16 protein-coding genes are annotated in these 25,544 nt (G+C 39.1%); 13 read left to right on the top strand and 3 right to left on the bottom strand.

What is annotated here, in order from left to right:
• The first annotated feature begins 922 nt into the window (after nucleotides 1–922).
• From BLR60_RS10285 to BLR60_RS10265, 5 genes are all read left to right on the top strand, one after another.
• Entirely contained in the window at nucleotides 923–4,123 is a 3,201-nt protein-coding gene (locus BLR60_RS10285) for a SusC/RagA family TonB-linked outer membrane protein (RefSeq protein ID WP_090499420.1), read from the top strand.
• A 25-nt stretch (nucleotides 4,124–4,148) separates the two neighbouring features.
• Nucleotides 4,149–5,705 (top strand): RagB/SusD family nutrient uptake outer membrane protein, encoded by a 1,557-nt coding sequence (locus tag BLR60_RS10280; RefSeq protein WP_090499418.1) that lies wholly within the window; start codon nucleotides 4,149–4,151, stop codon nucleotides 5,703–5,705.
• A 308-nt stretch (nucleotides 5,706–6,013) separates the two neighbouring features.
• Nucleotides 6,014–6,511 carry a cupin domain-containing protein gene (locus BLR60_RS10275; RefSeq protein WP_090499416.1) on the top strand — a complete coding sequence of 166 codons (498 nt, stop codon included), beginning with the start codon at nucleotides 6,014–6,016 and terminating at the stop codon, nucleotides 6,509–6,511.
• A gap of 139 nt (nucleotides 6,512–6,650) precedes the next feature.
• Entirely contained in the window at nucleotides 6,651–7,379 is a 729-nt protein-coding gene (locus BLR60_RS10270) for an acyl-CoA desaturase (RefSeq protein WP_090499414.1), read from the top strand.
• 559 nt (nucleotides 7,380–7,938) lie between these two features.
• A complete protein-coding gene (locus BLR60_RS10265; RefSeq protein WP_090499412.1) occupies nucleotides 7,939–10,383 on the top strand; it encodes a TonB-dependent receptor in 2,445 nt (814 codons plus the stop codon).
• A gap of 331 nt (nucleotides 10,384–10,714) precedes the next feature.
• On the opposite strand, the gene BLR60_RS10260 is transcribed toward BLR60_RS10265, so the two are convergent.
• The gene (locus BLR60_RS10260; RefSeq protein ID WP_090499410.1) at nucleotides 10,715–12,349 is read right to left on the bottom strand and encodes an ABC transporter substrate-binding protein; all 1,635 of its coding nucleotides are present in this window, start codon (nucleotides 12,347–12,349) and stop codon (nucleotides 10,715–10,717) included.
• A 46-nt stretch (nucleotides 12,350–12,395) separates the two neighbouring features.
• Between BLR60_RS10260 and BLR60_RS10255 the strand changes: the two genes are divergently transcribed.
• Nucleotides 12,396–12,848, top strand: a complete 453-nt coding sequence (locus BLR60_RS10255) for a substrate-binding domain-containing protein (RefSeq protein ID WP_090499408.1) — start codon at nucleotides 12,396–12,398, stop codon at nucleotides 12,846–12,848.
• A 300-nt stretch (nucleotides 12,849–13,148) separates the two neighbouring features.
• Here BLR60_RS10255 and BLR60_RS10250 read toward each other — a convergent pair whose 3' ends face one another.
• Nucleotides 13,149–14,486, bottom strand: coding sequence for a sigma-54-dependent transcriptional regulator (locus BLR60_RS10250; protein ID WP_090499406.1), 1,338 nt, complete (start codon nucleotides 14,484–14,486; stop codon nucleotides 13,149–13,151).
• A 589-nt stretch (nucleotides 14,487–15,075) separates the two neighbouring features.
• Here BLR60_RS10250 and BLR60_RS10245 point away from each other — a divergent pair.
• From BLR60_RS10245 to BLR60_RS10215, 7 genes are all read left to right on the top strand, one after another.
• Nucleotides 15,076–17,544, top strand: a complete 2,469-nt coding sequence (locus BLR60_RS10245) for a PIG-L family deacetylase (RefSeq protein ID WP_090499404.1) — start codon at nucleotides 15,076–15,078, stop codon at nucleotides 17,542–17,544.
• 100 nt (nucleotides 17,545–17,644) lie between these two features.
• Nucleotides 17,645–19,339 (top strand): sodium:solute symporter family protein, encoded by a 1,695-nt coding sequence (locus BLR60_RS10240; protein WP_090499402.1) that lies wholly within the window; start codon nucleotides 17,645–17,647, stop codon nucleotides 19,337–19,339.
• Between the two features lie 90 nt (nucleotides 19,340–19,429).
• Nucleotides 19,430–20,053, top strand: a complete 624-nt coding sequence (locus BLR60_RS10235) for a class I SAM-dependent methyltransferase (protein ID WP_090499400.1) — start codon at nucleotides 19,430–19,432, stop codon at nucleotides 20,051–20,053.
• A gap of 142 nt (nucleotides 20,054–20,195) precedes the next feature.
• Nucleotides 20,196–20,714 carry a DUF2911 domain-containing protein gene (locus tag BLR60_RS10230; RefSeq protein ID WP_090499398.1) on the top strand — a complete coding sequence of 173 codons (519 nt, stop codon included), beginning with the start codon at nucleotides 20,196–20,198 and terminating at the stop codon, nucleotides 20,712–20,714.
• A 633-nt stretch (nucleotides 20,715–21,347) separates the two neighbouring features.
• Entirely contained in the window at nucleotides 21,348–23,432 is a 2,085-nt protein-coding gene (locus BLR60_RS10225) for a glycoside hydrolase domain-containing protein (RefSeq protein WP_090499396.1), read from the top strand.
• Between the two features lie 70 nt (nucleotides 23,433–23,502).
• Nucleotides 23,503–23,694 carry a hypothetical protein gene (locus tag BLR60_RS10220; RefSeq protein ID WP_090499394.1) on the top strand — a complete coding sequence of 64 codons (192 nt, stop codon included), beginning with the start codon at nucleotides 23,503–23,505 and terminating at the stop codon, nucleotides 23,692–23,694.
• A 194-nt stretch (nucleotides 23,695–23,888) separates the two neighbouring features.
• On the top strand, nucleotides 23,889–24,347 hold the full coding sequence (locus BLR60_RS10215) for an NUDIX hydrolase (protein WP_090499392.1): 459 nt from the start codon (nucleotides 23,889–23,891) through the stop codon (nucleotides 24,345–24,347).
• On the opposite strand, the gene BLR60_RS10210 is transcribed toward BLR60_RS10215, so the two are convergent.
• A complete protein-coding gene (locus BLR60_RS10210) occupies nucleotides 24,336–25,466 on the bottom strand; it encodes a DNA alkylation repair protein (RefSeq protein WP_244155634.1) in 1,131 nt (376 codons plus the stop codon). The genes BLR60_RS10215 and BLR60_RS10210 overlap by 12 nt on opposite strands.
• Between the last annotated feature and the right edge of the window lie 78 nt (nucleotides 25,467–25,544).

The raw sequence follows: 25,544 nt of genomic DNA, 5'->3' as shown, positions 1-25,544 counted from the left end.
ATTTATTATTTTCACAGCAGTAATATTGGTCAACACTAATTTAAGTGAATATTACCTTGCTGCAAAACATTGTTTATCAAAGTTTTGCAGCTTTTATTTTTTTTAACCTGCGGATGTTAGGAGCTATCGGGTCCGCTCGAAATGACGGTAACCCGAGGAGATTTTTACGCGTAGGTTAATTGCTGTCTTTTGTATGGCTTTAACCATGGTCTGATACTTTGCTGTATCTGTTTTTGTTCCTATAACCCAAAAAATATTGAAAGATTTTTTTATTTCTTAAAACAATTCTCAAACTGAGTTGTCTTATAATCTCATTAGTTTGTTTGGTTTAGTTTTATTCTGTGGATGCAAATAAAACAAAATAATTGGCCTCATAGAAATATGAGGCTTTCTAGTTTATATACGGCGCTATCCAAATACAATATCAGCAATAATAATGCTGATCAATGCTACTTGCAAGGAAAATGCTTTCTCCTAAAAACTCAAATTTTTTTATCATATTTTATAAATACCCTCAAGCATTTGATTATGATTGGTTTATATTCATTCAGTTTTTGGCTCGAAAGAAATATCGTTCAAAAATTTTAGTACTTGTAAAAGTAATCATACTATAATCTAATTTATACGATAGCGTAATTCTAGGCATCAAAATAATATTCTTGATTTTGTAATAAAATATTTATTATTGAATTGATAAAACGTTTTATCAATAACCAATATGACGATGAGCTTAGGAATATCTGCGCCCTGTGTGCCATATATGTCTGTGTGATTAATTTGTGTGTAGTTTATCTATTTAAATAGGATCTCCCACTACGCAATTACTTAACGCAAAGCTTTCTGACTAAAAATAATTGATAAAGCGTTTAGCTGCCAGCAGCTGAATGATATAATTAACTAACCATTTACTAAACCTAAACCAATGAAAATTAATCTACTCAAGATTTCAGGGCTTTCTGTGCTTTTTTTGCTCAATAGTTCTGCTTTTTCGATGAATCCGGTTGCTGAAAAATCTGATGGATTTTCTGCGCCAGATATGCCTTTGCTGCATATCCAAAACCGAAAAGTAATTACCGGAACTGTATTGGACGAAAAAAATATGCCTATTCCGGGAGTTGGCATTAAAAACCTTTCGTCAGGTAAAACTGCTGTAACTGATGACGGTGGTAAGTTCAGCATTGAGGCCAATACAAACGAAGTGATCCGCTTTTCTTATGTAGGCTATCAAAATAAAGATGTTACCGTAGGTAGTGAAGCCAACATCAGCGTTAAAATGGCACCTGCCGAGGCCAATAAGTTAGATGAAGTGGTGGTAATTGGTTATGGATCAGTGAAAAAAACAGATCTAACAGGGTCTGTTGGTGTGGTTAAAGCAAGCGAACTTCAGGAACGTCCGTCTTCATCCCTAAACCAGGCATTAGCTGGCCGTATTTCCGGCGTACAGGTAAATACCAACTCGGGTAGACCAGGCGGCCAGACGAATATCAAAATCCGTGGATTTAGCTCCATCAATACGAGTAATAATCCGCTTTATGTGGTAGATGGTGTGGCTTTGCCAGTGGGCTCGCAAACACAGAACAGTAACGCCATCGATTATATTAACCCAAGCGATATCGCTTCTGTAGAGGTGCTAAAGGATGCTTCTTCTACGGCCATATACGGTGCCAGAGGTGCGAATGGAGTAATTTTAATTACCACTAAAAAAGGTACAGCAAATGCCCAACGCATTACCTATGATGCTGATTTTGGGGTCAATACATTAGCCGCACACCATGTTAAGATGCTCGATGCTTTCGAGTATGTTAAAGTTCAGGACCTGGCTTATGAAAATATTAAAGTTTACGATCCGGTGGGTTGGGCAGCAGGAAGTTATGCATCTACACCTGTTCCTAAAGCCGCCAGAATTGCCTTGCCTCAATTTTTTGATAGCAATGGAAATCCATTATATAATACCGATTGGTTAAAAGAATCTACTCAGAATAAACTTTCGCAAAATCATCAGCTGGGTTTTACAGGCGGAAACGAAAATAATACTTATGGTGTTTTTGCGGGTTATCGCGATGACCAGGGACTTTTACTAAACTCTTATTTAAAACGTTATTCGGGCCGGTTTAATTTCGATAGTAAAATTAAACCATGGTTAAAGGTAGGCGGTAATTTGAGCTACAATAATCAAGATGAAAACATTGTTGATCAGGGAACGGGCGGCCTAAATTCAGTGCGTATGATTACAGAAGCATTTCCTTTTCTACCCATTAAACTGGCTGATGGCAAATGGGGCGATAATAAACTGATTCCATGGGCAGAAGGGGGCTCCAATCCGGTGCACATCTTAACCGATCAAAAATATGGTATGATTACTCAAACTGCTTTGGGGAGTATTTATTCTACCATTAGCTTTAGCAAAGATTTAGAGTTCCGTACCCAGTTAGGGGCCAATATTGTGAGCCGTAACATTAACGAGTACAATGCCAAACAATTGTACGGTATTTCTGATGGGCAGAATGGAACGGCGAATGTAACCAATGACCGGGAAACCTTCTGGTCACTGGAAAACTATTTAACCTATAACAAACGTTTTGCCGAATCGCATGCCATTAATGCGTTATTAGGGATCTCGTGGCAAGCTACCAACTTCTTTAGCAATACCAGCCATGCCGAGAATTTTGTAACCGACTTTTACGGAAACAATAATATGGGCTCTGGAAGTAAATCGATTACAGTAGGCTCCAGCCGAAACAGATCGGCTTTTAACTCTTATTTCGGAAGATTAAACTATGCCTTTAAAGATAAATATCTGGTTACCTTTACAGGAAGGGTAGATGGATCATCCAAATTTGGTGATAACCATAAATTCGCCTTTTTCCCTTCGGCAGCATTGGCCTGGAAAGCCTCAGACGAAGATTTTCTTAAAGGAAACAAAACCATCTCTAACTTAAAACTAAGAACCAGTTATGGTTTAAGCGGTAACTCAGAACTTCCAGCTTATCAGTCGCTCGCTACATTGGTGAATAATGCTGCTATTATTAATGACAGTAGGGTAACCGGTATTGGTATCGGCAGGTTGGCCAATCCCGACCTGGTTTGGGAAAAAACAGCGCAGGTTGATGCAGGTTTAGAATTAGGCTTGTTTAACAACCGCATTAATTTAGAGGCCGATCTTTATTATAGAAAAACAACCGATATGTTATTGGATGCCCCGGTTCCGCGTACCACAGGATACTCGGTAATCAGAAAAAACATCGGGTCGATGCAGAACAAAGGTTTAGATTTAGGGATCAATACGGTAAACATACAAACAGACAATTTTACCTGGAAAACCAGTTTCAATATTTCCCTTAACCGCAATAAGGTACTTTCTCTGGCCACTCCTGATGATATTTTTGGTGTGGGTAATCCAAATTTTACTAATCAAACCGGTATTATCAGGGTTGGTGAGCCGGTGGGTTCATTCTGGGGTTTGGTACGTTTAGGTACCTGGAGTGAGGCCGAAAGGGCAGAAGCAGCCAAATTTGTAAGTTACCGTGGTGGTAAAACCTTGCTTCCCGGCGATATCAAATATTTGGATGTAAACGGCGATCATGCCATTACAGATGCCGACCGCCAGATTATTGGCAACGGAATGCCAAAAGGCTGGGGATCATTTGGTAACTCATTTCGCTATAAGAACTTAGAGCTGATTGTGGAACTTCAATACTCTTATGGTAATGATGTGTTGAATATGACCCATCACTCTGGTGAAGACAGACAGGTACAGGCCAATAGTTTTGCCAGCGTATTAAATGCATGGACTCCACAGAATCAAAATACACCGATTGCCGCCATTAGGGATCAATCTGCCGGATATGTAACCAATGTAGATACCCACTGGTTGGAAGATGGCTCTTTCATCCGTGGAAAAAACCTTTTGCTGGGTTACACTTTTGATAAGACGTTTGTTGAAAAATTACGTTTAAACAGACTCCGCGTTTATGCGTCTGTTCAGAATTTCTTCCTGGCCACCAAATATACCGGTAACGATCCTGAGGTAACCACCTATGGAAATGCATTCGCTCAAGGTCAGACATTTTTCGATTATCCAAAGCCAACTACTTTCATGGTAGGCTTAAACATTGGATTATAAACATTAAAAAAGAAAGGATATCAACATGAAAATAAACATAAGAAATATCGCTGTTTTGTTTTTGCTAAGCGGCGCTATCATTGGGAATTCGGGATGCAAGAAGTTTTTAGATGAAACAGATCCCACCAATCTGTCGCCCGATAATTTTTACACTTTACCAGAACATGCTGAAGCAGGTATTGCGGCTGTTTATGCGGAGCTCCGGTTTATAGGGAACGGTGCCGGTATTTATTCCAATAACTGGCAGATGCTGGATGCGCCAACCGGCATACAATCAACCGAAACCGCACAAAACTCCGATCTGAACAATTTGTATTCACTCATTTATGACGGTACAAACCTGCATGTTAACCAGAACTGGAACGGATTTTATAAAGTAATTGCACAGGCCAACCTGGTATTAGATAAGGTGCCGGGCATTAACCCAATGGATAACGCACAGAAAAAAAGGATTTTAGGAGAAGCATCTTTCATCAGGGCATGGGCCTATTTTTACCTGGTACGTTTATGGGGCGATGTGCCTTTAATTACTAAACCGGTTACCAGTCCTAACGACCCCAATTTTGCGCCATCCCGTACACCGCAGGAACAGGTTTACAAATTGATTGTTGACGATCTGGTGGCTGCAGAAGCGGCCGGCTTGCCTTATATGGATGCCAGCGGACGTGTTTCAACAGCAGCAATTAAAACTGAACTGGCAAAAGTATATTTGACCATGGCAGGGCAACCCCTTAATAAAGGAGCAGCTTATTATAGATTAGCTGCAGATAAAGCCAAAGAGGTAATTGATTATTCGACAGGCAACCCATCTTCACTTGGCTTGTTCCCCAATTATGGAGCGCTGCACGATGCAAAGAACGACAATAAAGTAGAGCATTTATTCGGAATCCAGTACAATGATGCTGCCGGATCGGGTAACCCCCTGCAGTCATCTTATTTACCTTTGCACCAGCCATTAGTTTCTAAAATTGATGGGATTGGAACGGCTATTCCAACAGCAGGTTTTTATGGCTCGTATGAGGCTGGAGATTTAAGGGCTAAAAACAGAGAAGGTTATTTCTTTACTGATTATTATACTGATGGATTTAAAATGCCGCTGGTTAACCGTGGTAAACCTTATATTTTTAAACACTTTGATCTGATTGCCAATGGAACACTAGGCGTAGAAGGTACCAGCAGGAGCGATCTGAATATTCCACAGATCCGTTATGCCGAAACCTTGTTAATTTATGCCGAAGCACAGAACAGGACAGATGGTAGTCCGAATGTGGCTGCCTACGCTGCGCTAAATGCCATACGTAAAAGGGCCCAATTGACTGATCTTGCAGGTTTGGGCCAAACACAGTTTGAAGAAGCCGTTTGGAGAGAGCGCTGGCATGAGCTGTGTTACGAAGGCATTATCTGGTTTGATATGGTGCGGTTACGTAAGGTGTACAATGAAGCCACTAATAGTTTTGATAATTTTGTTGGTCACATTAATCAAAGTGTAAACCAGCCTTTGCAAACCAAACATTTATTGTTTCCGATCCCTACTCCGGAAATCAAAAACAATCCTAACCTGACGCCAAATCCTGGTTATTAGCAGTTGTTTCTGATGGTTGGTGTCACACCGGCTATCAATAATTTTTAACAAAAACGGGTGCCCGATTATCGGATACCCGTTTTTTATTACGATGGGAGCCATTAATCCATTCGTGATCGCGTATTACGGAGTGTAACTAAATAATAGTTGCTCTTATAGCGTTCTGTAAAATGAGTAAAAAAATAAAAAGGTCCGAAAGGATTTTTTTAATTAATTAGGCTTATTTTTGCAGCAAATTATAGAACCACACAGGAGATCAACAAAGTCCTGTGCACCTCGACAATCAGTAGAAAGTTAATATTTTATCAATGACAAGCGACAAAAAAGAAATATTCGAAAGCGTAGCACAACGTTTAAAAATTGAAGGTTTTAATGTAGTAAACCGCGATGAAACCCGCCCTTGGGGTGGTTTCTTTGTAATAGATGAAGCGCAGGCGCAGCAATTTGCAGATACTTATTTTGATGGATTAAATGTTGAAGACCTTAAAATTGGTGGTAAATTAAGTCCGAAAATTTTAATCGTTGCACCGAATACACGTTTATCTTGGCAATATCACCACCGCAGAGCTGAAATCTGGCAAGTGGTTACCGGTACGGTTGGCATCAAAACCAGTCAGACTGATGAAGAAGGTGAAGTGAAAAAATATGCACCAAAAGACCAGATTAAATTACAACAAGGTGAACGTCACCGTTTAATAGGTTTAGAAGATTGGGGAGTAGTTGCTGAGATTTGGCAACATACCGATGCTTCAAATCCATCAGATGAAAGCGATATCGTTCGTGTTCAAGACGATTTCGGTAGATAATAAATAATAAAAAAATAGCATCCTGTCCTATACCATAGTGCAGGATGCTTCTTCTCTAAACGTTTAAACTAGCGTAGTTTTTGCTTTACGGAAACTAAACGCTTCTAAAATACGTTTATATAGTATACAAATTCAATACATGATCATCCTCATTTTTTTTCTTTGCCATTGGTTTTTATCCCTGTTTAGCCAAACCTTTTTCCTTCACCGTTACTCTTCACATAAGATGTTTAAAATGGAGCTTTTTTGGGAAAGGTTTTTCTATCTGATATTACTGGTTTCGCAAGGTTCATCATTTTTAAACCCCAGGGCTTATGCCATCCTGCATAGGATGCATCATGCCTATAGCGACACAGAAAAAGACCCGCATTCCCCACATTTTTTTAAGGATGTTTTCGGGATGATGATTGCCACAAAGAACATGTATATGAATTATCTGAAATATAAAATACAGCCGGAACCCGCTTTCCAGGGAAATTATCCTGAATGGCCGCTTGTAGATAAGATCGGAAATTCATGGGCCTGGAGAATAGCATGTGGGCTATTTTATATTGGTTTTTATGTTGCTTTTGCCAATTACTGGTGGATGTATTTATTATTGCCGGTCCACTTTTTAATGGGGCCGTTACATGGGGCAATAGTAAACTGGTGCGGACATAAATATGGTTATGCTAATCATGATAATGAAGATCACAGTAAAAACTCCTTACCCTGGGACTTTTTGTTGATGGGCGAGCTTTTTCAAAACAACCACCACAAAAAACCAAATAGCCCAAATTTTGCTACTAAATGGTGGGAATTTGATCCAACCTATCCGGTCATGAAAGTATTGCACTGGATGAAAATTATCAAAATCAGAAAGGTTTAGCGGTATCTAATTCTAATTATTATTCCATGGTCTATGTCTCACAGACCATAAAAATTCCATTCTTCCACTATCCTCCGTTAACTAAACCCTACAGCAGAGGAAATCCTTTTTTGCTTGTAATAAATTCAGATACGCTGTTATGCTGAGGTCCGAAGCATCTGCACCTACGAAGCGTATACCCATTTATAAGCATAACAGCGCTGCAAAATGATTGAGACGCCCGTCAGCAGTATGGGCAGTACTATCGTAGCCGATAATAACAGGAACCTGCTTTCCAAAAAATGTATTTATTGTTCGTTATCCTTTGCCACGGCATACATGGAGAAAAAGTGGATTAAAAAGTAGCATATTTAAGTACGATGAGCAAATCTTGCAATCCCAATGAGCGATGTATGATGGAGAATGTGAAAATGCCATCCACATTTTACTTTTTCCATGTTTTTACCGATGAAAGTAAGGGGTTTGCCGATTAATTGATAGAGTTGGTGTAAAAAGTATAGCGTATTATTGTAACAAAATGCAATTTGCGCAGACTAATTACTAAAGACAAACTCTTGAAATGAAAAAACTTTTACTATTATCCTTTATCCTTGGAATATTTTTTAATGCACATGCCCAGTTTCCTACCGGCGGACTTGGTGGAGCAGCTAAAAAATCAACCGTTACCGGACGGATCACGGCCACCATACTCGATTCATTAACAAAAAAGCCAGTTGATTACGCAACGGTTTCTTTGATCAATGTAAAAAACAACAAATCAGTGAACGGTGGGGTAACCGACGAAAAAGGAAAACTAACCTTACAGAATGTTTCTCCTGATTCCTATAAACTGATGATCGGTTTTATGGGTTACAAAACAAAATCTGTTTTAGTGACCACTACACCATCTAAACCGGATAACAACATGGGAACGATTTATATCGTGGGAACAGAAAATATCTTGGCAGATGTTCAGGTGCAGGGTACTAAAGCAATCATCGAAAATAAGGTAGACCGCATGGTTTACAATGCCGAAGCTGACGGAACCAATGCCGGTGGCGATGCAACCGATGTGATGCGTAAGGTACCAATGCTCTCTGTTGATGCCAATGGTGATGTTCAGCTACGTGGCGCAGCGGTGAGGGTATTGATTAATGGCAAACCTTCTGGTACTATGGCTGCCAGTGTTTCTGATGCCTTAAAAATGATCCCTGCAGAGCAGATTAAAAGTGTGGAGGTCATTACCAGTCCGTCGGCTAAATATGACGCGGAAGGTTCTGGAGGTATCATTAACATTATCACCAAAAAATCAAATGCACAAGGGGTGAGTGGAAGTGTTAACGCTTCTGCAGGTACCCGACAAAACAATGGTGCCTTTAATCTAACTGCAAAAACCGGCCGTTTAAGTGTAAATACCAGTTTGGGTTCTAATTTTGCTTATGCACAAGATTCGAGGGTGGTAATTGTGAACAACACGCAGTTAAACGCAGGTGGTTTCAATAATATTTCTCAGGATGGAATCTCACGATGGAGCCGCAACGGACTTAATGGAAGTTTAGGTTTGGATTATGATTTTAATGCCTATAACAACATCAGTACAAATGTTAAATTAAACCGTTTCTCTAATGGCGGTCCAGGTTCTGCCAATTACATTATCAACAACCTTCCCGCTACCAATATCAGCAATATGGATATGACCCGGAGCAATTTGGATTGGAATGTGGATTATAAAAAAACGAGTAAAAAAGAAGGCGAGGAGTTTACCATTTCCGGTCAGCTTTCTACCGGACGTACGCCTACAAGCTTTAGCAACCTGTTAACTTCGGCAGCTTTTCCTAATGGAGTGCTCACAGCGAGCGATAACACGGCTAAGAATAATGAATATACCGGACAAACAGATTATACCTATCCATTTACAAAAACGACAATTTTAGAAGTTGGTGCCAAAGGTATATTCCGTAATGTAAAGAGCCAGTATGGATCATCAGACCGGGATTTTGATTATAACCAGGACGTAGCTGCAGCTTATGGCGTAATCAGTTTCGATATTACCAAGAAAATTAAATTTAAAGGTGGTGTAAGGGCCGAATACACTAAAATAGATTTTAATACACTAACCAATGGTACAGAAAAAAACGACTATTTTAACTTATTCCCAAGCTTTATTGTCTCTCAGACTTTAAAGAAAGGTGGGACAGTTAAATTTAGCTATAACCGCAGGGTGCAAAGACCAAGTGAAAATTATTTAAATCCATTTAGAAACGAAAGTGATCAATTTAATATTCAGCAGGGAAATCCGCAGTTAAGCCCCGAGTTAAGTCAGAATTTTGAATTAGGTTATTCCACTTTTGTTAAAGGTTCGGTAATTAATGCTTCTGTTTTTTACCGTCGTACCGGTGGCGTAATAGAAAGTTCGATATCGCCTATAACTGAAAATAATATCACTAAAGTATTATCCTCTTTTATTAATGTAGGTACTGCACAAACTTATGGGGTTAACCTATTTGGGTCTTACAATCCAAAACCGAAGTGGACTTTGATGAGTAATATATCTGCCAATACGTATGAGGTAACCAACAATGCAACCAATATTAGTACAGGTACATTTCTAAACTATAGTATTTTTGGCCGTTCGGCTTACGGATTTGGTAAAGGCTATAATTTCGAGTTATTTGGTGTGGCCACTTCAGCACGTAGAACCTATCAGGGTAAAACAGATCCTTTCTATTTTTATGGTGCATCAATTAAAAAAGATATCTTAAATAAAAAAGGAAGCATAGGTATTAACACTTTAAATCCATTTACCAAAGACCTGCATATTAAAACTGAAAATAACTCAATCAATCCATTGGGTACTGTTTATCAAAGCAGTAATATTTATTATCCATTGCGTTCTTTCGGTGTTAACTTTAGTTATTCTTTCGGTAAGCTTAAGTTTACGGAGAAGAAAAAGATTAAAAATGATGATGTGAAGCAAGATCAGCAGCAAGGTGGTATGGGCGGAATACAACAACAGCAACAATAAAACTGATATAAATAAATAGTTCCGGCCTCCCGATCAAAACGGGAGGCTTTTTTGTTTAAGCCTCATTGTATCGACTGTTTTAATTGGAGTTCTATTGTTCTAGAATAGCTAAAAGCAATCAATGTTTTAAACTTGCTTTTTTTTGAAAAGCAGAGCCCTTACTACTTTGGTTGCAGCACACCCGCGATATGCTTAATCCCGATGAAGACATTGTGATAGAAGAAATATTCTGAAATCGGGATAACGCTGTCTTTTCCTTAGGTTTAATTTACTATAGACAGTAGTGATTTAAAGTAGCTGAACCCTATCTAAAAAGGAAAATCTTTTAAACTCAAATTTTCCTTAGCCTTTTTAAAATCATCAGGCTTAGTGGATTAAAAGAATAGCCGCTAATATTATTCTGCAGCATCACAACCGATTGATCGTAGAATAATGGAACAACCGGAGCATAATCCATTACCATCTGATCCATTTTTCGGTATAACTCAAAGCGTTTTTCGTTATCAGTTTCATAATAGCTTTTCTCGAATAGCTGATCAAATTCCTTATTGTAAAAGGCGGTATAGTTTGGTCCGTAAGGGACTTTGTTTTTGGAATAGAACATGGAAAGAAAATTCTCCCCATCTCCATAATCGGCCAGCCATGAACCACGGAAAAAGTTAACACTATTTTTCGACATCAGATCACGAAGGCTGGCGCTTGGGCTAACGTCAATTTTAACTTTAATACCTACAGCAGTAAGCTGACCCTGAATAAATTCGATCAGATCTTTATAAGTTGTAGTGGTATTTAAGGTTACTTCATCCATACCTTTTCCCTCTGGGAAACCTGCTTCCGCTAAAAGTTTTGCTGCAAGTTTTGGGTTGTAGGCATATCCCCGGACAGCCAGGCTATCGAAACCAGGCATTCCCTTGGGAATAAAACCAGATGTAGCCGAAACACCAATGCCGTTTCTCAGGTATTTAATTAAACGGTCACGGTCTATCGCATAATTAATGGCCTGCCTGATTTTTTTTAAGCGCAATGGCGACTTTTTTACGATCGAAAGACTGGTGTCGACCAAAATACCAACATATTCGGTGCATAGGTAAGGGCTTTTGGTTAGCGTAAATTTCCCTTTATATTTTGAGGTCATTTTTCCGCTTTTGGTTAGGATATCGTCGCGATAACTGCCATCTACATTATAGTAAAAATCAAGATCCTTTTTCAGGAAACTCATAAAACCACTTTGTTTATCGGTAATGAAACTGGCTTTTATAGCATCAAGGTAAGGTAATGCCGTTCCTTTGGCATCTTTTTCAAAATAATGGTCGTTTTTTAAAAGTACCAGTATTTCGCCTTCTTTCCAGTATTTGAATCTAAAGGGACCTGTACCAACCGGATGGCTCCTGAAATCTTTCCCATAATGTTCTACCACTTCTTTGGGTACAACAGAGCAATATTGGGTGGTGAGCAAACTCATAAAGGGCGGGAAAGGGCGTACCAGTTTAATCTGGTAAGTAGAATCGTTCAGCGCAATAAAATTGCTTTTGTCCTTTACCTTATCGCTAAAAATCCACCCGCCTGATGAGGCCACTTTTGGGTCAATTAACCGATAAAAACTGTACACAAAATCGCTTGCCACTACTTTTCGGCCTTTTCCGTTTTTAAAGATGGGGTCGTCATGAAAGTAAACATCGCTACGCAGGTTAAAAGTATAAGTAAGTGCATCTTCCGAAACCGCCCAGCTTTTGGCTATGCAGGGAAGGGTTTGCAGAGAAGAATCGATCTGTACCAAACCATTAAAAATTTGATTGGTCATCCAGATGGCATTCTGGTTTCGCGCAAAAGCAGGATCAATGGAGGTTAAACCCTGATCGAGATTGATATTGAATACTTTTTTGTCAAGATGCTCAGCATTTTCCTTACATGAAAAGAATAAGAATACAGAAAAAAACCAAAATATATACTTAAATGAGCCTCTCATGCGATCAGGAATGTTATTTTTGCACAAATTAATAAATTTAATGCAGATGTCTTTTTTAAACGATTTATTTATTGGCCTCGATCAAGCTAAACAGGAAGAATTGCAGGAGCGTTTAGATCTAGTAGAACATAAGATTAAATTTATGGATAAGGTGCCCGTAGCCTGTATAGATGCCAGTAATTATCCCGTTTATCTACTGTCAGAAGAGATTGCTTTGGCCGGTGGTATGTTGGAAACCGATATTTTAAGCGCTGTTTTCATTATTTATTATCAGCCGGGCAAAACGCTCAACGATTTAATGCGCGAAGTACCTTCGGTATTAGATACGAACTGGCCAGCTGTAAAAAACAACCGAATTATATTATTGAACGATGATGTAGAAAGGGAGCGTACTGCCGAAAATGCTGTTTCTCTGATAGAGGATATTGCTGAAATGCTGCACCCGGGTTCATTTATTTTTGGGCATGAAGGCGATAAGTGGATCAGGTTTGGCGCTTAAGGCTGATGGATGATGGAAGAGGGGATAATGGGGCACTACCATTCGTACCTAAGTCTTTCAACTTTCCCAATTTCTATGCTTGCGCTCATTTCCAAAACATTGGGTAGCGATGTTAACTGAATTTAATCCGTTGGAAGATTTGAATCTTTATAACATTCCAACTTTTAAACCCTTCAACTCTCTAACTAAAACATTGCACTTTCTGTCAGATGGTAACATCTGACAGCACTAGAAAAGAGAACGATATTAGATGGCCTGTCTTCCGACTTCGGACCCCTGACACCCGACTTTATTTTATCTTCAAACCTCTTTAATCTGATATTCCTCTATTTTCCGGTAAAGTGTGGTTAAACCGATTCCCAATAACCTCGAAGTTTCTGTTTTGTTCCCTTTGGTATGGATCAGCACCTTTTGAATGTGCTGTTTTTCTATTTGTTGCAGGTTATAGTCGTTTTCTATTGGGGTAAACTCAAAGAATTCGGGTGGTAAGGCGGTTGCACTTAATACATCGCCATCTGATAAAATAACCAAACGCTCAATGATATTTTTTAACTCACGGATATTTCCTTTCCAACTGTGTCCGCTCAATATGGATAAAATTTTATCATCCATTTTGGGTACTGATCGGTTTACCTTATTGGCAAATTCTTTCAGATAATATGCAGCCAGCGCAGGAATGTCGGCTTTACGTTCGCGGAGTGGAGGCAAAGTAATGGAGAAAACAGAAAGACGATAATACAGATCAGAGCGGAATTTCCCTGATAAGGCATCGGCTTTTAAATCTTTATTGGTGGCAGCTAAAATGCGAACGTTTACCTGTTGTGTTTGGGTATCGCCAACTTTAATAAAAGTCTGGCTTTCCAGAACACGTAATAATTTAGCCTGTAAATCCAGATTCATCTCACCGATTTCGTCCAGCAATAATGTACCGCCGTTGGCTTCTTCCAATAGTCCTTTCTTGTCCTTATTGGCACCTGTAAAGGCTCCTGCTTTATATCCGAATAATTCGCTTTCCAGTAAATCCGGACTAAAACCGCTGCAGTTTAAAGCAACAAAGGGTTTTGTAGCCCGCAGGCTTTCGTAATGGATAGATTGTGCAAAAACTTCTTTTCCTGTCCCGGTTTCACCAAGCAATAAAACGGTAGTATCGGTTTTACTTACTTTTTTTGCCAAATCAATAGCTTCCTTTAGTGCTTTAGATTGCCCGATAATCGTTTCAAAGCTATGTTTTCTGGCAATCTTGTTTTCGAGGTCGGAAACGCTGCGCTGCAAATTAGATTTATCCATTGCTTTGTATAAAAGCGGAATGATTTTTTCATTATCGTCGCCTTTTACGAGATAATCAAATGCCCCGTTTTTAATAGCCAAAACTCCATCGGCAATGGTTCCGTAAGCAGTGAGGTTAATAATTTCTACGTAGGGTTTTATGGCTTTAATATCTTTAACCAGCGCAACACCATTTACATCGGGAAGCTTTACATCGCTGATGACAATACTCACATCATTACTTTTTAAAAGTTTGAGTCCTTCTTTTCCGGTATTGGCCTGCAAGGTTTTAAAGCCTTCAAGCTCTATAATCCTGGAAAGTAAACTGCAGATTTTTTTTTCATCATCAATGATGAGGACCATCCCATTCATAGGTTAAAATTATGCTGCAATATTAAGGATAAAAATATCGAAAGATGATGAGGTAGATAAAATAAGCTGCTTTGGTTTTAAGCTTTTTACTTCAGACTCTATCCTAAGGAATCACAACTCTTCTTCCTCTGTCTGTGCCTCACAGAACGAAAAGCTATTGTTGGCTGTTATGTGAAATGGGTAGTCTGTGAAAATACGGGCTAAGTGGAAGGTTTGATAGATAAGCAAATGAATAATCTTAATGATTTGGAAAGCAGGTTTCTGTTATTATCGGTACAGGCAGCCCTGCTCTTCACTTTACTCGTTGCACTCGTGTTCGTTCCGATCAGGTTTATATAGTTAGGTTAGTGCGGCTATTTGGGAAGAATAGCGGATGGATTTATGCGAAGGTTTTCCGTGTTCTCAGTGCTTTCGTGGCAAAAATAAAAATAGTTTGTGGAAGCACAGGTTATAGGTAGAAATAAAACGCTTTGGACTTTAAGCGTTGAACTAAGGATTCCCGACGCTGAACTAATTTGTACCTTTTTCGTTTCGGAAGCACTAAAGTAAAAGCTTTTTGAGCATATTTGAATTTCGCAAAACAAATAATATGTTCAAAAGATTAACTGCCATATTTATCCTATGTTTAACGGTAATATTCTGTGCGGCGCAACAAATTCGTCCGGCAAAATCATCCGAGATTTATAGAGAACTCAAAACCTTGAAACACCTGCCCAAGGTTTTGTATCTGGCAGCCCATCCCGATGATGAAAATACAGGTTTACTGTCGTGGTTAATTAATGATCAGCATGTCGAAACCGCTTATTTATCACTTACCAGGGGAGATGGCGGGCAGAATCTTTTAGGTACCGAACAAGGCGCAGCCTTAGGCCTGATCAGGACACATGAACTTTTGGAAGCCCGTAGACTAGACGGCGCTCAACAATTTTTTACCAGGGCCATCGATTTCGGTTTCTCTAAGAATACGAACGATACCTTTAAACAATGGGATGCCGATAGCATTACCGCCGATGTGGTTTGGGTAATCAGAAAATTCAGGCCTGATGTGATCATCTGCCGTTTCCCGCCAACTGCTGCTGCCGGTCATGGACAACATGCAGCCTCTGCAGTTGTTGCCGAGAAAGCATTTAAAGCGGCTGCCGATAAAAATATGTTCCCTGAACAGTTGAAATATGTTGCCGTTTGGCAACCAAAAAGACTATTATGGAATACCTTTAGATTTGGTGCTGTGAATACAACAGCTGAAAATCAATTAAAAGTAGCCGTTGGGCAGTATGATGCTCAATTGGGCATGGGTTATGGTGAGCTAGCGGGATTAAGTAGAAGTTTACATAAGAGCCAGGGAGCGGGAACACAATCCGTAGCTGGTGTACGTACCGAATATTTTACCAATGTTTTGGGCGATCCTGCCAAAAGAACTCTTTTTGATGGATTAAACATGAACTGGTCTGATAAAGGCATTGGCGACATTGACGAACTCATCGATATCACATTATTATCTTTTAATTATAACCAGCCTGATAAAAGTTTGCACGGACTGTTGATGCTAAGAAAAAAAATTGCAGAATTGCAGGATGTAGCCTTAAGAAAGGATAAACTTGCGGCTATCGATAATATCATTTTAAGCAGCGCAGGTTTTATGGGCGAGGTGGTCACTAATCAACCTGAAGCAATTGCAGGAAACAGTTATAATTTCCGGTTAAACTTAATTTCAAGATCGGCTACTCCGGTAAAGGTAGAAAGTGTAAACTGGTTAAACCAAACAGACAATTTAAATAGAACACTGGCAAATGATTCGCTGATTACTATAGAACGTAAAATCCAGATCCCTGCAGATGCTGCACCTACTGAGCCTTATTGGCTAACTAAGCCTGCAAAAAATGCGGCAACATTTAGCGTAGTAAATGATACATTGATCGGGCTTCCGGAAATGCAATCGCCCATTAATGTCTTGTTATCGCTGAAAATAGAATCAGAAAAATTTGCGGTTAGATTGCCATTATCTTATAAAAAATTAGATCCCGTTAAAGGAGATGTGGTGGAGGCGCTTAGGATTATCCCTGTGTTGGATTTAAGTTTTAGCGAACCTGTTTATTTTGCTAAAGGAAAAGAAGCTTTAAATGTTGGCCTTCGCTTAAAGGCCAACAAGAATATTAATTACGGAAAAATTACCTTTAAAATTGGGAACCAGGTTGTAAAAACCTTCCAGGGCATTAACCTGGCCGAGAATACGGTTAGCACAATGAATTTCCTGATCCCGGTGGAAGATTTAGCTAAAATTAAAACCAGCCAGAATAAATTAGAAGCAGTTTTTTCATCAGAAACAAATGAATATTCCAAAGGTCAGGTATTGATCCAATACCCGCATTTGCCCACCCTTCAGTATTTTGTTCCGGCCACTACCTGGTTAATTAAGGGAGACATAAGAGTATTAGCGAAAAAAATTGGCTATATTGAAGGAGCAGGAGACCTCATTCCCGAGTTTTTAAGACAGGCAGGTTTACAGGTTGATGTACTAACCGAAGCAGATATCCTAAGCCCGGCAAAATTGGCAAGTTACGATGCTGTGGTAACAGGAGTAAGAGTAATCAATACCGAAAAAAGAATAAAAAACTGGCAAACCGCTTTACGCAGTTATGTAGAAAACGGTGGAACCATTGTAATGCAGTACAATACCACACAGGATATGGCATTGCAGGATTTCGGAATTTATCCGTTTAACATTAGTGGTAAAAGGGTAACTGAAGAAAATGCAGCGGTTAAGTTTTTAAAACCTGACCATAAATTACTGAACTATCCAAATAAAATCACAGCTGAAGATTTTAAAGGCTGGGTGCAAGAACGAGGTGCTTACTTTCCCGATCAATGGGATGCCAAATACGAAACATTATTTGAAATGCATGATACTGACGAGGAACCGCTTCAGGGATCAACCCTATATGCTAAATATGGTAAAGGGAACTTCATTTATACACCCTTGGCATTTTTTCGGCAACTACCTGCAGGGAATGTTGGTGCAGCCAGGTTGTTCTTTAACTTTTTATCAGCCGGAAAGTAATGAAAAACCAACTTAAAAACTGGAATACCTGGTATATCTTACTCGCCTTGGCACTGGTATTTCAGCTTATATTTTATTATTTGTTTACTAAATTTTGGGCATGAGTAATATCGATTGGACCGTATTGATATTTACTTTGCTTGCCGTGGTAACCTATGGCGTTTTTATTGGTCGCGGGCAAAAAAGCAATGCATCCTATTTAAAGGCTGATAATAAAATGCCCTGGTACATTGTGTTGCTGGGTATTATGGCTACACAGGCCAGTGCCATCACTTTTTTATCAGCGCCGGGACAGGCCTATACCGATGGTATGCGCTTCGTGCAGTATTATTTCGGTCTGCCTTTGGCCATGATTGTCATCTGTATTACTTTCATCCCCATTTTTCAGCGGTTAAATGTATATACAGCTTACGAATATTTAGAGAATCGTTTTGATAAAAAAACCAGGGTTTTAACCTCTTTGCTATTCCTTTTTTCTCGTGGATTATCAACAGGCATCAGTATTTATGCACCAAGTATTATCCTCTCCAGTGTTTTAAACTGGAATATCTATTTAACCAATATTCTTACCGGAGGCATTTTATTGATCTACACCTACGTTGGTGGTGCAAAGGCAATTGCGCATACGCAGAAGTTACAGTTTTTGATCATTCTGGGTACCATGGCATTTGCCGCATACCTGCTGGTACAGCATATGCCAAATGGAATCGGATTTAAAGATGCGCTTTACCTGGCCGGAAAATCGGGTAAACTGAATGTAATTACCACCGATTTCGATTGGAAAGATAAATACAATATCTGGAGCGGTTTAATTGGCGGATTTTTTCTGGCGCTTTCTTACTTTGGCACAGATCAGAGCCAGGTTGGAAGATACATTACCGCAAAAGATAATACCAATGCTAAAATGGGATTACTGTTAAACGGATTGGTTAAAATCCCGATGCAGTTTGCGATCCTTTTAATCGGCGCATTATTATTTGCTTTCTTCTCTTTAAAACCGGCTCCGATTTATTTTAACGAACGATCCTATCAGCATTTAAAAGAAACACAGCCTCAGCAGGCCGCTATTTTTGAAAAAGAGCACTTTGCGTTAGCCCAAAAGTTTAATCAGCAATCGAAAAACATCCTTAAAGAAAAGGAAAAGCAATCACCCAACCTAAATGCTTCGATAGCAGATTTTAAATCGACACAAAAGGAGGTAAAGGAGCTGCACAGCAAGGTAGAAGAGGCAATCAACAAATCGAATTATAATGCAGAGAAAACCGATACCAATTATATCTTTTTATACTTTGTGAAAAATACCCTTCCGGTCGGGATGATCGGTCTGCTTTTCGCTGTCATCTTTTTGGCAAGCTGGGGCTCTATTTCAGCTGCGTTAAATTCGCTGGCGGCCTGTTCGTTAAAAGATGTACACCTCATTTTTGGTAAAAAAGAAGTAGATGAAGAAACGGAATTAAAATATAGCCGTTTGCATACTTTAGCCTGGGGCATTTTTTCAATTGCGGTGGCCATGTTTGCCACACAAATGGGATCGCTAATCGAAGCCGTTAATGTATTGGGTTCACTTTTTTATGGACCAATTCTGGGCATTTTCTTAGTGGCTTTTTATTTTAAAAAGATCAACGGCTCCCTGGTTTTTATTGCAGCCATTCTTTCCGAAGTTACCGTTATTGCCATATATGAGTTCGATATTGTTTCATTCCTCTGGCTCAATGTAATCGGTGCAGCAGCCGTAATGATGTTCTCGGTAATTGGCCTCTTGTTTGCTAACCCCAAAACCGCATCTGAGAAATAAAGGTAATTTTTACGTGCAGCAGATATTCACTTGTCGGCTACAAGGCTAAAATGTAATACCTTTATTTTCGACAAATAGATAACGCTAAATATGAATGACGCTTGGGTTGATCGGTGGAATGACCGATACGGTACTGATGAGTTTGCTTATGGCGAACAACCAAATAACTATTTAAAAGAACAGTTGATGCAGCTCGAGACCGGAACAATACTTTTTCCGGCAGAAGGCGAAGGCCGGAATGCTGTTTTCGCAGCTAAACTCGGTTGGAAGGTTTCCGCCTTTGATATTAGTATTGAAGGAAAGAACAAAGCCCTTCAACTTGCAGAAAACAATAACGTTAGCATTGATTACCAGGTGGGCGAACTGCAGGAGCTGGACTATAAAGCTGAACAGTTTGATGCTATTGCCTTAATTTATGCGCACTTTCCATCCGCAATTAAATCAATCTACCACAAAATATTAAGCAATTATTTACGCAGGGGCGGTTTACTCATTTTCGAAGCTTTTAGCAAGCAACACCTTGATTATCTTGCCAAAGATGAAAAAGTTGGTGGACCGAAAGAAATCGATATGCTATTTTCGATCGATGAAATAAGGGCTGATTTTGAAAATTTTGAGATTATTGTGCTGGAAGAAAAAGAAATTGAACTGAATGAAGGCTTATTTCATAACGGACAGGGGTCGGTAATCAGGTTTATTGGAAAAAGGAAATAAAGAGATTTAATCTATAACCAGGAAATAAATTAAAAACAGTAAAGTTTCCGCAATTTTTTAGACACTAGGATTATAGTTTTTATCAACCTAAAGCCATAAATTCGTAAAATTAAAAACAACAAAAACAGATAAATACAATACTATGAAAACATTGATTAAATCAATCACATTGCTATTTACGGCAATTACCGTTTCAGTAAGTGCAATGGCACAGGATGCACAGCCTAAGCCAAGTCCTGCGGCAACCGCAACAGGAAAAGTTAAAGGCGCAACCATCACCATCAACTACAGCAGCCCAGCCGTAAAAGGACGTAAAATCTGGGGCGGGCTAGAAGCTTTTGATAAAGTGTGGCGTGCAGGCGCAAATGAAGCTACTACTTTTGAAACCGATAAAGATATCATGGTAGAGGGTAAACCTTTGGCAGCAGGAAAATACAGTTTCTTTTTAATCCCTAAAGAAAGTGGAACATGGACCGCTATTTTTAACAAAGAACCAAAGCAATGGGGTGCTTACAAATACGAAGAAGCTAAAGATGCATTACGTGTAGATGTTAAAACCAAAGCATTAAAAGCAACACAAGAGCGTTTGGTTTATAAAATTACCAAAAGCGGTTTTGCTTTAGAATGGGATAAAATTTCTGTTCCGGTTAATATTAAATAACTAGATAAAATTATTCAGAGCCGTCCCAGTTTAATATTTGGGGCGGCTTTTTTTTGTCCTTTTTTTTGGAAATGAGCGAACTGTGGTTCTTGGCGGTATACAGTCCCGCTTCCGCTTATAGTCCTCGCTGCGCTCCGGGCTATTTCGCTTTAATCGGGTTTAGGAACAAAGGTTTGTGCATATTGCAACCTAAAAAATGAAATGCTGCTATAGCCATATAGCTCCAAGGATATTATGTTTTAGGATTAGGAAACGAGTGGCCTGTGGTGCTTGGAGGCTGATAGCCCCGCTTTGCGCTTTACTCCGTTTCACTTCGTGTTCGCTGCAATCGGGTTTAGGATCAGGGGTTTGTGCACCCTGCAATCCCTACAAATGGAACACTGAGTTAGCCACCTAGCCCCGGTTGAAGCGTTACCCTGCAGCAACGAGGAACGAGGCAGCGAAGCGTATCAGCGTAAAACGGGAAGAAACTTGTTGCTATGCACAGGCATTGCGCTCCAAATCATCATATATTTATTGTTTAGTAGCAAACTGTACTCACCCTTTTATTCCCCTTTGTAAAGAACCTAAAACATAATACCTACTTCATGTTAAAATACTATTTTAGGCAGATATTAAAAATAAACACAAATAATGAAGCTTTCCTTTAAATTACTGGCCTTATTAGCACTTCTTTCATTAAACGTTTTAGCGCAGCAGAAAGCGCAACTTTTTTCCGTTAAAAATGCAAAACCGGTCGATCAGGTGAATGTTTTCTTAGGCTCTTCTGCCGATCACGGACAGATGTCGCCAGCTGCCTCGGCACCTTTTAGTATGTTGAGTATAGGGCCGCAGACTTACCCTAAAACGCATACAGGTTACGAATTCCTGGCCAGGAAATTTGAAGGGTTTACGCACAACCGTTTTGAAGGAGTAGGCTGCCAGGGTTCAGGTGGTAATATTTTCATCAAACCATTTCTAGGTAACGATCCGGCACAGTCAACGCTGATTAAGGTTTCTGAAAAGGCAAGTCCGGGTTATTATGAAGTTGGTTTTGAAAATAAAATTAAAGCCAGTTTTACGGTATTGGGTAAAGCAGGGAAGCATTTTTACCAATTCCCGAAAGGACCTAAAGGTTTTTACTTCGATTTAGGTTATGCTTTTAATGGTGCTTTTGTAGCCGAATCGCATGAGGTAAACGGCAATACCATCAGTGGGTGGATTACTTCGAAAACAACTTGTGGTGTAGGTAAATACAAGTTGTTTTACTATATGGAGATCGGAGATAACGTATCATGGAAAGTAGTCGATGAGCATAAAATGATAGCCATGCTCAAAGGAGAGTTAACTTCAGTAGGAATCAATATTGCACTTTCTGCTGTAAGTATTGAAGCTGCAAAAAATTCTATCAATAAAAATCTATTCAACACCGTAAAAGAACAAAGCAAAGCCGATTGGAATACAAATCTTTCTAAAATTGCCGTAAATGGTGATCTGGAAAGTGCAAAGCTTTTTTATTCGCTTTTATACCGTACCATGCAGTCGCCATATGTCATATCCGAAGCTGATGGAACATACCGCAATACAAAGGGTGAAATTCAGAAAGATAAAGAAATCCGTTACAATGGCTGGGCCATCTGGGATAATTACCGTACGCAGTTACCTTTGCTTTCACTAATTGAACAGGATAGGTATGCCGGAATGGTGAATTCTATTGCCGACCTATATCATTCGGGCAAAAAAGATTATGCCGGGCAAAATGAGCCATCAAACACCGTACGTTCTGAGCATGCCATTGTGGTTTTGCTTGATGCTTATCGCAAAGGATATCATGTAGACTTCAGCAAAATTGCCGATTCACTAGTGAAAGAGGTAAATGGATTGGATTACAAATCTCCGGATAAAGCTTTAGAATCGAGTTATGACAATTGGGCCCTGTCAGAAATTTTTAAAATTTTAAATAATAAAGAAAAATCAGATTTTTATCTCAATAAGGCGCTTGAATACAAGAAATATTGGAACAAAGACTTTAAAGACATGACCAAAAATGATGTGGACCGGATGCAGGCCCGTGGTTTATACCAGGGTACCATCTGGCAATATCGGTGGTTTGTGCCTTATGACTTTAAAGGATTAATTGAACTAGATGGAGGAGAGGAATCCTATCTGGCAAAACTTGATGAGTTTTTCGCCCGCGATTTATATAACCATGCCAACGAACCCGATTTACAGGTTCCATTGATGTATAATGTAACCAGGTCGGGTTATAAATCGCAATATTGGATGCATCAACTGGCGGCTGACACGGTAATTCAGAATTATTTTAATGATAATAGCCGTGGAATTGGCAGTTATATCGGTAAAATCTACCGAAACCAGCCAAAAGCCTATCTGCGTACCATGGATGATGATGCCGGGGCGATGAGTGCCTGGTACGTGTTTGCTGCAAGCGGTTTTTCTCCTGCCTGCGTAGGCTGGCCTATTTATTATCTGAATGTACCTTTGTTTCCTTCGTTAACCTATAACCTGCCAAAAGGAAAGACCTTTACCATCGAAACCGAAAATTTTAACCTCAAAAATAAATATATCAAGGCTGTTTTTCTCAATGGAAAGCCTTACAAAAAGAACTTTATCACGCAGGAAGAGATCAATGCAGGTGGGGTGCTGAAAATCGTTGCTTCAGCCATGCCGGTTAAAATTTCAGATACGGAAAACTGGATTTCAAGTCTTGAAAAATAATTTAAAAAATTAACTAAATATAGCAAACTAAATCCCGGTATTGCTGTTGTTATAGTATAAATTTAAGATCATGGCACCTTTAAAATTAAGCGAAGAACAGCATGCTACACTAAGCAATAGAAACACATTAGAACAAGTTAACGAGCAACCTTTAGAACTTCATCCAGAAGCATATAAAGTAAAAGGCCCATCGCCAGATAAAATGAAGACGGTATCATCCTCTTTAAGAAATTATGCGCATGGCCTGTACGGATTGTTGTAAAACGCTTCCAACAAAACCTCTTTACACCAGATGATATAGAGCAGTAGATTTTAAAAGAGTCTGCTGCTTTTTTTATTGGATTTAGATTTATCTATGAAGCTATCGTCATCCGGAATTTATTTCAGGATCTTTAGTAAAAACTACAGTACCCAGTTTATCACCCATTTTTAATTCCAAATTTCTATCTTAAATTAATGAAACAAAGCGCAGGAATCTTGCTCTTCAGAAGAAAAAACCGTCAGATCGAATTTTTTCTGGTTCATCCCGGTGGACCATTTTTTGCCAAAAAGGACCTTGGCTTTTGGACTGTGCCCAAAGGAGAATTAAATGAAGGTGAAGAAGCCTTAACGGCTGCCATCCGAGAATTTAAAGAGGAAACAGGCCAAAGCTTAACTGGCGATTTCATCGAATTAACCCCTATTGTGCAAAAGGGAGGTAAAAAAGTATTATGCTGGGCATTTGAAGCAGACCTTGATCCCTTAACTATTGTTAGTAACACCTTCGAAATAGAATGGCCACCACGGTCGGGTAAAAAACAAAGTTTTGCAGAAATAGACAAAGCCAATTGGTTTACTTACGCTGATGCCAGCACCTACATTAACGAAAAGCAGATTGCTTTACTTGATGAATTAAAATTAAAGTTAAGCCATTAATGTAAAGTGTAAAATATTCTTTTCGGCACCGTTGATAATGATCGAGATCTGATGGTCGCCCAAATGAAATTTACGTGTGGTAATCAGCACAAATTTTTGTTTTCTGATGATGTTTATGGTTGTACCGGCGGGATAAATCCTTTCCGAAATTTTATATACTTTTTTAGTATTCTGCCCATTTTGTTTTTTATAATAAACAGCGTATTCCAGTCTCACTTTTTGTTCAGCAGGATTGCTATTAAAAATAGAAAACGAAAACTCCAGGCTTTCGCCAATGCCAATCTGGGGCGTTAAAATTTTGAAATCTTTTAATAAAACCCCTGCATCATCTAAGCCATAATGTTTAAGAATATCGGCATGCCCCTGTTTAAGTAATGTACGGCTGCCATGTTTAATAATTGCATCGGTTTCGGCACCTAAACCCGACCATTTTTTAGCCATATTTAAAACCACATGAGGGTGATCTTTTGCAATATCGTTTAAGTTATTGGCAACACTCCGCCTTACATATTCCGATGGATCTGTTTTAAGATTTTCCAATATGGGTAAAATGGATGTAGGGTCTTTTTTCAGAAAGGGAATACCCATGGCCCAGGGTAATCGCGGACGGCTGCCTTCGCTTGCAAGCCTTCTTACTTTATGGCTTTCGTGCAGCGACCATTCTTGCATCCTTAAAATCATCTCATTTTCATATTTTAAGATAAATGGACGAACAGCAAATTCGCAACTTACAAATTGGGTAATGAACTCCAGCGCTTCAACAGAACTTGCTAAATCATCAATACCGTAGGTTTCAATATAATCAGGTAAAAACATATAAGCCAGGCCGTCCGCTCCAATGCCTTGTATCCTTAATTGTTCAATTATTTTCTTAATGAACGTAATGGTTTGAGGGTAATCTTCAGGTAAAAAGTCATGTAATACCCTGGTAGTATGTTTCATTCGCTCTTTAAGTTCCTTTGATTCAAATTCAGGAATAAAAACTGCTTTGATAAATTTTCCTTTATCAAATTTTGGAATGCAAATCGCTAAGGCATTGCTTAAACGATCATAAAAAGCAGGAGAGTATAAATCTTTCAGTAGGCTGGCCATGTTTGCGAATTGCTTTTGTGCTATCAAATTTTATTCGCAGTGAATTTACTAATAAAATTAGTAAATTGATGCTGCAAACTCGAAATAAATCATTTCGCAGTAGTA

This window comes from Pedobacter terrae, from assembly GCF_900100705.1.
In the GTDB taxonomy this organism is placed as follows: domain Bacteria; phylum Bacteroidota; class Bacteroidia; order Sphingobacteriales; family Sphingobacteriaceae; genus Pedobacter; species Pedobacter terrae.
Note: the sequence above shows the minus strand (reverse complement) of the source record. Positions and strands in the feature narration are given on the sequence as shown.

Bases quoted from the DNA above. Each gene is read 5' to 3' on its own strand.
- BLR60_RS10285 (WP_090499420.1), top strand. From the start codon at position 923: ATGAAAATTAATCTACTCAAGATTTCAGGGCTTTCTGTGCTTTTTTTG.
- BLR60_RS10215 (WP_090499392.1), top strand. From the start codon at position 23,889: ATGAAACAAAGCGCAGGAATCTTGCTCTTCAGAAGAAAAAACCGTCAG.
- BLR60_RS10240 (WP_090499402.1), top strand. From the start codon at position 17,645: ATGAGTAATATCGATTGGACCGTATTGATATTTACTTTGCTTGCCGTG.
- BLR60_RS10275 (WP_090499416.1), top strand. From the start codon at position 6,014: ATGACAAGCGACAAAAAAGAAATATTCGAAAGCGTAGCACAACGTTTA.
- BLR60_RS10250 (WP_090499406.1), bottom strand. From the start codon at position 14,486: ATGAATGGGATGGTCCTCATCATTGATGATGAAAAAAAAATCTGCAGT.
- BLR60_RS10245 (WP_090499404.1), top strand. From the start codon at position 15,076: ATGTTCAAAAGATTAACTGCCATATTTATCCTATGTTTAACGGTAATA.
- BLR60_RS10260 (WP_090499410.1), bottom strand. From the start codon at position 12,349: ATGAGAGGCTCATTTAAGTATATATTTTGGTTTTTTTCTGTATTCTTA.
- BLR60_RS10270 (WP_090499414.1), top strand. From the start codon at position 6,651: ATGATCATCCTCATTTTTTTTCTTTGCCATTGGTTTTTATCCCTGTTT.
- BLR60_RS10255 (WP_090499408.1), top strand. From the start codon at position 12,396: ATGTCTTTTTTAAACGATTTATTTATTGGCCTCGATCAAGCTAAACAG.
- BLR60_RS10235 (WP_090499400.1), top strand. From the start codon at position 19,430: ATGAATGACGCTTGGGTTGATCGGTGGAATGACCGATACGGTACTGAT.
- BLR60_RS10220 (WP_090499394.1), top strand. From the start codon at position 23,503: ATGGCACCTTTAAAATTAAGCGAAGAACAGCATGCTACACTAAGCAAT.
- BLR60_RS10230 (WP_090499398.1), top strand. From the start codon at position 20,196: ATGAAAACATTGATTAAATCAATCACATTGCTATTTACGGCAATTACC.
- BLR60_RS10225 (WP_090499396.1), top strand. From the start codon at position 21,348: ATGAAGCTTTCCTTTAAATTACTGGCCTTATTAGCACTTCTTTCATTA.
- BLR60_RS10265 (WP_090499412.1), top strand. From the start codon at position 7,939: ATGAAAAAACTTTTACTATTATCCTTTATCCTTGGAATATTTTTTAAT.
- BLR60_RS10280 (WP_090499418.1), top strand. From the start codon at position 4,149: ATGAAAATAAACATAAGAAATATCGCTGTTTTGTTTTTGCTAAGCGGC.